Origin of the sequence: uncultured Gimesia sp. (genome assembly GCF_937910335.1) — a bacterium.
GTDB lineage: Bacteria > Planctomycetota > Planctomycetia > Planctomycetales > Planctomycetaceae > Gimesia.
The window spans coordinates 1-8,962 of the sequence record NZ_CALEMX010000368.1 but is presented as its reverse complement, the minus strand read 5'-3'; the positions used below and the strand labels follow the sequence as shown (position 1 = coordinate 8,962).

Genomic DNA, 8,962 nt, shown 5'->3' with positions numbered 1-8,962 from the left:
CCAGATCGGCGTCATTCTGATACTTGCTGTTAATCAGAGGCATATATCGATAACTGGTCCAGCCTTTTAATTTCCCACCATAATATTTGTGAAAACGAGTGAAACCACAACTGGATACCAGCGCTTTGATCCGGGGATCAAAGGCGGCTGTGAACATCGTATTATGCCCTCCCAGCGAATGCCCGACACAACCAATTTTGTTTCCCTTTACAAAATCCAGTGATTGTAACAGATCAATCGACCGCATATTGTCGTAAATGGCCTTCATCGTTCCGCTTCGATATTCAGGATGGGCTTTGAAATCATACGGATATTCGCCGAATGAAGGGTAATCGGGAGCCAGGGTAACATAGCCGCGTTTCCCCAGTTCAAGTGCATATTTTAAATTGGGAAGCCCTTTTATACCGGCCGGCTCTTCTTTACCAATCGCCGAATTCGTCTGATGCAGACACAATACCGCAGGTACCGGGTGCTGCTTGCTAGCAGATTGTGGAATAAAAAGATAAGCCATCACTCGCTGACGAGGATCATCCGTATGATAAGAAATTTTCTGGCGATTCACGGTGCCAATTTGCGTTTCTTCCAGCACTTTCATATCCAGTGGAACCGGATTTTCAGGCCGAGGAACTTTTCCCATGACGGTCTGCATATTCGCCAAAATATGGCTTCGCCGCGTCTTCCAGTCGGCCCATGTTTTGATTGACTGTTTCTGCTTTTTTTGATCCAGATAATACGAAAGATCAAGATGCTCCTGATAGACGGGAACATCCAGACTCGTCGCCTGTTGTTGTTCAGCAGCCAGCAGCCAGGAGACTCCCCCGATCAAACAGACACACACTCCGCAAAACCGCAGCATCTCACACTCGCCTTTCTATCTGGAAATCTCCGTCTGCAATTTATTCAGAATTCCATTGGACTTCATGACTATTTGGATTCTGGTTCCACAGGCTCAGCGGGCGCAACCAGTATATTTTTGATAATCGAATTCGTCAGTTTTTCGTGATCCGATTCAACATCAATCAGTAAATTATTGCCAAAAATAACATGCGTCGTTGGCTCAATCACCTGCACAGCTTTGGGATGTACTGAAGCAAACAAATTACCGGAAACGGTGACACCGCGAGTTCTATCCAGTGTCAAACCTGCTGCCTTCAGATCATTAGTGCGACGTTTGACATGTCCCTTCCCGATATAACTGTTCGAGAAATTATTACCTGTCACAGTAATCCGACCCGACTTGGGTCCAATCTTCAACGCATCGGCAGCCAACAGTGTGAAAGTGTTTGCGCTGACGGCACAACCATGTGCATCATCCAGGATAATTCCGCTGCCATTATGGGCAATCACATTTGCAGACAGCGTAATACCATAGCATTCGTTGTCCAGAACAATCGCGCGCCCCTTACATTCTTCGATCATATTAGCACAAACGATCGAACCATACGTATTATTAATAATTACGCCATCACGCAGATGGTCATCCAGATTATTGCCACTCATACACAGATTATATCCGTCAATACAATGTAGCGCGTCCAGGTTTTCCTCAAATTGATTTGCAGAAACGACAATGTCATGACATCCAAGGAGATTCAAGCCAACCGCTTTATTGTACGTCATAAGACAATCAGAAACACGCGGGTCTTCAAAACAGAAATCGAGAAAAATCCCATCATTACCATGATAACTGCATGTTACACCATGAATGTAGATTTCCTGAACCCACTTGGCATTGATACCCCGTCCACTTTTTTCGTTGCCCGTCAGCCGAAAATTCTGCAACTGTACACGCCAAATACGAGGTTTGGGATCTGGCTTGCCATTCGGCAGTTTGGCATCTTGGGGCGGATGAATGGCAATCGCATCTTTCCCAGTTTCATTCTTATTATGAATATGTGTTGCTGAACCAGAGCCAATTAATAACACATCCCCTTTAGTGATAACTAAGGGCTCTTCGATCTCAAACTTTCCGGGAGGCAATTGTACAACTCCCCCTTCAGCAGGAATCGCATCAATGGCTTCCTGGATCGAAGAATAATTAATCGCATGAATAACAGGTCTGGCACCAGCCAGTTTTGGTTTTGCTGAAGAGGCTTGTTTCCCCTCGCCAGCGATGATCTGACTCAAATCCAGATTAAAAACCAAAATCATTAGTAATAAGCAACACACAAATGCAGTTTGAGAACGTTTCATTACAGGCAGGACCTCACGGTAATAAGAAGCGGGAAGCAGGCAGTTTCCAATGCAACTGCCTCTCACAATCAATCGCAAGCAAGTTACGCTGAAACCCACCAGCTTAACTTTCTTACGTAATTCACACTATGACAACCGATTCAGCTCGGATAGTCAAGCGGCAACAGAAAGGGATCAGTAAATTGGAACGGTTCCAGAGCAGTGATGATTGTGAGAGGGATTGTTCATCAATGATTCTAAAAATCAAACCGCAAGACACCATTGACTGCTTGTTTTTTACGAGGGGAATGCTAGAATCCTGCTCTACATCAGTTGCATCTATGACAATTTTCAGTAACATAAACTGTCACAACAAGTTGCACCTGTTAGATTATCGCTGATCAGGATAAAATCGCGTAATCATATTTTTTTAGTGTAACCTGAACGGAACAGATTCCGTCTAAAATACAATCATGCACCCGTAGCTCAACTGGATAGAGCACCGGTCTTCGGAACCGGGGGTTGGGGGTTCGAATCCCTCCGGGTGTAATTTCCAGTTCCTCTTGATCCCTCAGGATCCTTCTTAACCCCGTTTTTTAAGGGGTTTTTTCGTTTCTTGGCTTTTCCTGGGGCATGCTGATATCGTTGTAATGGGATCCCCAATAGGTCCCCCAGCAGGTCCCCCGCGAGTTCGAAGTCTTCTTCAGTGGTTTGCAGGTAATGCGTTTCGGCAATTGCACCAGAGTGACCAAACCAATCATTCAGAACGTGGTTGGCGAAGGGACCTGTTCGTTCCAACTCCGTACGTCGCGATGAACGAAGGCACATAAATGGCTTAGGCCATCTTTCGACACCCGCCGCATCGGCAATTCGATGCAGCTGCGATCGCAGATTCTGCTCAGTGTGTCGGTACCGCTTAATCACGTAATCCGTCGCTGACACTTCGATGCCCGGCTGAACGATCTCAAACAGATCGGCCAATTCTTTTCGAAGTTCTGGAAACAGCGGGACGACACGTTCTCCTTTACCTGCTCGTTTAGTCTTCGTGGAATGAACTTTGAAACGGTCACGCTCCCAGTTAATGTCTGACCAACAAAGCCGGAGAACCTCCGAAGGACAACGGAGACCTCCGTAACGGGCCAGAGCAAACACCACTCGCCATTCCTGGTCAGGACACGCATTAAGGATCGCTTTCGCCGCTTCGGCATCAATGTAGCGGTTCTTCGTTTTGTCGCTGGAGAGATCAATTTTGATCCCTTTGAGCGGATTTTTTTCTAAAAGCCCATCGTCAATCGCCGCCTTCAGCATCTGGCGACAGCGTTTGACGTTTTGACCTGCCGTATTGGGACTCATTTCAAGGTCATCGATCATCCAGCGGTGCCAGCGTTCTGCTTCTCCCTTCATCAGGGCTACCAGTGGAATGTCTTTGCCCAGGAACTTCTCCAGCTTGTCGACTGCCTGGCGATAGTTCTCTGGCTTCTGCCAGTCCTTTCGCCCATCAATATAATTTCGGCAGTAGGCGATCACAGTCGTCGGCAAATCCCGAACTAATCGTGCTTCGCATAATCCGAGTGCTGCCAGACGGCTATGCAGCCTGTCAGGAATCCGGTCAATCCATTGTCGAGTGCTCTTACATGGAGTTCTGGAGCGATCCGCACATTCGATCAAATGCTCGATGTTCTCTTTCGCTTCATTGGCTTCGTCTTCGGTGATTGTCCCGAGGCCAACGACTTTGCGTTTTTTATTGACATAGAATCGAATCTTCCAGCTACCGCGTCTGTCTTTTGTCGCATACTGTAGTGATGCCATCGTGATCCTTACTAACTGTCTTATCTGATTATTGATTTACTTTTAGTTAATGAGACTCGTCCCCACAAGACGGGCCCCAGAATTGCCCGCCATTCAGTCTTCATTATTTTTTGATAGTACCGCCATTACGGCTTCAATGTCGAACAAAACTCTTCGGCCGGGCTTGATAAAGGGAATTTTCCCCTTACCCATCAATCGCTCTATTGTACTGACGCTGATACCTATTTGCTCGGCAAGTTCAGACTTGTCGATGCAACGAGGCTGCTTTGCCAATCGCTCGGCGATCATGTCGGCCAGCAATTCAAGCTGGCCTGGAGTGATTAGTGAATTCGCCATCGCTCAGCCCTCCATTTCCAGCAAATGATTCTGGGCGTGCCGCCTACTTTTGGCAGAGCTTATTGAGCAGAAAAAGTGAAGTCTTGAAGGTCTCTGAATGTGAGTAGGATGCGAATCGTATTCGCTCTTAGGTTTGGTCATCGTGAAAACCCTGGAACAAGTGGTGCGTGAGCCCACTCATTGAGCTTTCCTTACGGAACTCGAAACAACAACGTTTTGATGTTGACTACTCGTCTTAGAATTGTATCATGATTAATGGATTAGTCAATATAACCCATATGGGTATTACGTCCGAAAAGCAAAAAAAAATGAATGAGAATCCAATGGCAAAGAAGAAAAGTGCAAAGCCCCAGAACAACGAGAAAGACGTCTACCTAAAAGTCAAACTGTCACCAAAGGAACGCAAACTCATCAAGATGGCAGCAGCCGAACGAGAAATGTCAATCAGCGACTTCATGCACGGTGCGATCATGAATTGTGCCGAACAAGAAACAAGGAGGTTCTACCAACGAGAAATGGCACGAAAGAAACCATCAAAATGAACAAGATCATCGACTCGATCTAAATTCCGGAATTTAGATTGAGGATCATGAGACCTAATGAAGAGAAACGATAACAAATGATTCCAGCTCCACCTAGTTCTTCCCGCTCACCCCTCCCGTTCCGATCCCTGCGATCCGCATCGGTTGCATGTGGTAATCAAGGAGCAAGACTAACGTATTGGGGCCCTGCGACATTCGTGATGCCTTCGGGCATCGAGTTGATCCATCTCCGTGTTACGCTGCTGCGATAGGTATGGGTGTGAACGGAAAAGTCCGTTCGGTGCATCGACCTCGAAAGATTTATCAAGGCGACAAATCAATGATCTTAGAAGAAAATCCACTTGCATCAGCAAGCCGAACTGAGGGGAAGCAAAATCGCCTCAACTACAGTGCAGGTACGTTTCTGCAGTTCGTTCATGACCCCGGGAGCATTATCCAGGTCTTCGTCAAGGAGGTGGACTTCCTTCCCAACCGACACCTCACCGGGTACTACGACACGGATCACCTAAAGAAGCTTTCGGAAGATGTGAAGCAACACTCAGGCCAAGCCACCTCGATCTTCTACGGCTTGAATCCAGTTTCATCATCTTGCCATAACAGGGCGAAGAACTGCCTGAAACCGGGCTCGGTCGCCCAACCAGCGAAGAACACGGACATTCTGCGTCGAAGTTTAATGCTGATCGACATTGATCCTGTACGCGATCCCGACTGTTCTGCAACGGATGATGAGAAAGAAGTGGCCTACTGGCTTGGGCGGATTGTGTCTCGTGATCTGAGAAATGCGGGCTGGCCCAAACCGGTCGTAGTGGATTCAGGCAATGGGTACCACCTACTGTACCGGGTTGACCTCCCTGTTGAGGAAGACGGCTTGATTCAAGATTGCCTGAGAGCACTCACAAATAAGTACAACTGTGACCAGGTAAAAATCGACACGGGCGTGTCCGCTGGGAACCAACTCGCTAAGCTTCCGGGAACGATGGCCTGTAAGGGACACTCCAGCTCCGAACGTCCCCATCGACTCAGTGGTAGCTTCCAGTTCCCATCGGAAATCAAGATAGTTCCAGAGAGCCTTCTGTATCAGCTTGCCAATCAGGCACCACCAAAACCTGAGTACGATGCCGTTCAGAATAAGGAAACGATTCCAGTCGGAGATAAATCTAAGCAGCCCGTTAATGCCCAGGCATATCTGAAAAAAATGCCGCCTGCGATTTCGGGCCAAAACGGTCGAAATCAGTTCTTGAATGCGGCGTGTCGTTTGGTCGACGATTTCGCTTTAACGGAGGAGCAAGCCAGACCACTGCTCAACGAATACAACCAGCGGTGTGTTCCTCCATTTGACTCCCAAGGAGTCAATGACAAGCTTTCGTCTGCGTTAGCTAAAGTCGCAGAGCGTGGCGGTCCTTCCGGTTCAGCATTAAAAGGACAACCGGCTATACAAAATCGAACAGCCCCACAACCTACTCCCCGATTCATTGGATTCGTACCAGACTTCGGATTGGTAGAAGCAGACCCTGTGCTGGCTCCACAGGATAAGCCGTTTCCCGACCAATTCTGGATCTGGTACTGGCTTCTGTGGCAGTTGCTACGTTCCGACACCCTTGTTCCAGATGTGATGCTGCGTCAGGTGCTCTTGGGAGCCCTCTTCGACAAAAACTGGAAAACTCGGTTCAAAAGTAAAGTTAAACTGACGCCAGTCAAAAAAGCGAAATGTTCCGCCGAAACTTGCATGTTTTATGGCACAGGAATCAGGCACGACCACTACCGCCGTTTTCCTAAGTCATATCGTCTACTGGATAGCTTTTGCAGCCCAGAGGAGCAACTGCCAGGACATTTAAGAATCTTCGATGTTTACGGCCCACAGTACAAAGAGTTGCGTGAAACACTTCAAGCTCAAGGAAAACTCTTCAACGTCTACTGGCCAGCTTTAATTCTCGGTGGTTCTCGAAAAGTAGGATGGTCGTGGCCTCAGCAGAGACTCATTGTCGGCATGGTCTTAGAGCTAACGCGTGGTAAGCGGGAATCCTGGGAGGATATTGTTGGTGAAAATATCACAGACGGACTTGTCGCTGCATCCAATAACACGCCCCACAAGTCAGTCTGCCCACTCCTCGATCCCAAACAGGAATATGTGGGGTTTGCAGGCAACGGAAAAAGAAAAGAACGCGGCTATCAGCTGGTGGGACGAACCGGTAAGGGATGGATTCATCGAGCCGGCTATCTCAATGCCCCCCGAATGAATTCCATAGAACGACTTGAAGCAATTATGTCCTTTCTGAGGGACCTCGAATCCCTGAGTCAAGATCTCGGACTGATTCCAGCCGCCGTCAATCAAGGAGAGTGGAAAAATCTTAATGAAATGATCGACTGCACCCGGACAGGATGTGGTAAAGAATGGCTGGAAGGCTGCACCATGCGAATCTACACCCCTGCTGATTGGCGTTATCGCTGGCGAAAATTCTTCAGTGAGAAACTCGGTTTTGAGTGGATTCCAGCTTCACCTGACGACTCAGGTCCCGGTGATGATATAACCACGCCACGTGATCCGGAGAAAATCACATCCTCGAATCAGGTCAGAAAGTGGCTCAAAGAGCTGGGCTGGACTCAACAACGACTGGCAGATGAGATTGCCAATGTGAACCAAAAAGGATGCACGCTGCGTCGAGTGCAGAGACACCTTTCAGGTGAAAGTCGTACCCTAGCCTTCTTCGCGGAAGTCGAACAAGTCCGAATCAAACATCAGTATGCGACAGTCCAAGTCACAAATGGAGGCTAAATGCGACACCTGAAATCACATTGGGGGGGGGGAACATGACACCCTAAGTCACATTCTATGCCCATATACGCCACCCAAAGTCACATTTTTGGGGGCCACAGGGGCATTTCGATCATAAATAGCAGAGTCTGTAAAACACTACGCAGAACGTAAGTGAACGTAGATTAACGAAAGCAGTGGGTCGGCTGACACCGCCCCACTGTGATAACCCAGGGGGGGGGATAATGAAAGAACAAAACGGTAACACTAAAGACCAAGACGTCATAGTAACGCAGGATGAATTGAGACAGCTTATTGAACTGGAAGAGATAAGGTTCAAAGCAGAACAACTTCGTTCATCTATCAGAAATCGGATCCTTGAGGGGGCGAAAGTGGAACCCGGAAAGCATAGGGTACATATTAACTCGCATGAGAGAATTCAGCTTAACGTAAATAATATTTACGATCTTTTTGGTTCAATGGCTAATGAAGTTCTCGCAGTACTACCAAGGCAGAGAATCGACAGAATGTCAGTGATAACGGGGAAACAAACTAAAAAACAGGCCGACCCTAAGGCAGTCTTTGACCCATCGAAAAAGGGCAGCAAAATTAACCCTGGTTATGAATCAGATTTGCTCAGACTTTTCATAGACCTTCTATCCCCAGTCGAGAGCCCTGATGCGATTGATATAATGGAAGATGAGATCTTGGTAGACCTCTCCGAGTCTGAAATTAAACCATGGGGATCTCTCACTTTCCCAGAATCTGATTACTGTGGGAAAAAATAAAGTCTTACCATGAGCAACAGACCACTTTGATGAAACTGCGACAGCTGAAGGCCCGCTCCATTGGATTGAACCGTGTGACCCGCTGTTGTTCCAATCGCAATGAACATCATGAAATATCTTTAATTCAGGAGAGACATCTGGGCCGGTGGTTTTGCTGCGGGATTGGAGATGGCATTCTTCCTTTTATGCCAATACCAATTGAAACAGTTGACTTGAGAACTGATTACGAGTCCAATTTTGAGCTTCGTGATTACCAGAAAGATGCCTGGCTTCGATTTAAGGAAGTGGGAGCAGTAGGAATTTACTGGGCTCCTTCAGCAGGAAAGACATTCTTTGGTCTTTATTCGGGTTCAAAAATAAAAGGCAGAAAGCTTGTTGTTGTCCCAACAAGAACTTTGGTCGAGCAGTGGAATGAGAGAATCAGAAAACATCTTGAACCTCGTCTCTGGGATGAATGGGAAATTGTCACTTATCACTCTTTTGAAAAGCTAAAGACAAAAGACTTTGCATTAGCCCGCATTTCCCAGATGACTTCCCTCGCTTTGGCACGTAATTTGCGCCAT

The 8,962-nt window shown here is 47.3% G+C and carries 6 protein-coding genes, 1 tRNA gene and 2 pseudogenes; 5 read left to right on the top strand and 4 right to left on the bottom strand.

Annotated elements, in window-relative coordinates:
- Positions 1 to 856: prolyl oligopeptidase family serine peptidase (locus tag Q0668_RS14765; protein WP_298866010.1), on the bottom strand; the 856-nt coding region annotated here is incomplete at its 3' end.
- A gap of 68 nt (positions 857 to 924) precedes the next feature.
- Positions 925 to 2,193 (bottom strand): right-handed parallel beta-helix repeat-containing protein, encoded by a 1,269-nt coding sequence (locus tag Q0668_RS14760; protein ID WP_298866008.1) that lies wholly within the window; start codon positions 2,191 to 2,193, stop codon positions 925 to 927.
- Between the two features lie 454 nt (positions 2,194 to 2,647).
- Between Q0668_RS14760 and Q0668_RS14755 the strand changes: the two genes are divergently transcribed.
- Positions 2,648 to 2,721, top strand: a tRNA-Arg gene (locus Q0668_RS14755).
- Between the two features lie 198 nt (positions 2,722 to 2,919).
- On the opposite strand, the pseudogene Q0668_RS25910 reads toward Q0668_RS14755, so the two are convergent.
- Both Q0668_RS25910 and Q0668_RS14750 read right to left on the bottom strand, forming a co-directional pair.
- A pseudogene (locus Q0668_RS25910) lies at positions 2,920 to 3,981 on the bottom strand (site-specific integrase); the annotation flags it as partial.
- Between the two features lie 93 nt (positions 3,982 to 4,074).
- Positions 4,075 to 4,317 (bottom strand): excisionase family DNA-binding protein, encoded by a 243-nt coding sequence (locus Q0668_RS14750; RefSeq protein WP_298866006.1) that lies wholly within the window; start codon positions 4,315 to 4,317, stop codon positions 4,075 to 4,077.
- A gap of 248 nt (positions 4,318 to 4,565) precedes the next feature.
- On the opposite strand from Q0668_RS14750, the gene Q0668_RS14745 reads away from it, so the two are divergent.
- The 4 genes and pseudogenes from Q0668_RS14745 to Q0668_RS14730 form a co-directional block, all read left to right on the top strand.
- Positions 4,566 to 4,859, top strand: a complete 294-nt coding sequence (locus tag Q0668_RS14745) for a hypothetical protein (RefSeq protein WP_298866004.1) — start codon at positions 4,566 to 4,568, stop codon at positions 4,857 to 4,859.
- Positions 4,860 to 5,037: 178 nt separating this feature from the next.
- Positions 5,038 to 7,632, top strand: a complete 2,595-nt coding sequence (locus Q0668_RS14740; protein WP_298866002.1) for a hypothetical protein — start codon at positions 5,038 to 5,040, stop codon at positions 7,630 to 7,632.
- A 224-nt stretch (positions 7,633 to 7,856) separates the two neighbouring features.
- Positions 7,857 to 8,399 (top strand): hypothetical protein, encoded by a 543-nt coding sequence (locus Q0668_RS14735; RefSeq protein WP_298865998.1) that lies wholly within the window; start codon positions 7,857 to 7,859, stop codon positions 8,397 to 8,399.
- A 185-nt stretch (positions 8,400 to 8,584) separates the two neighbouring features.
- A pseudogene (locus Q0668_RS14730) lies at positions 8,585 to 8,962 on the top strand (hypothetical protein); the annotation flags it as partial.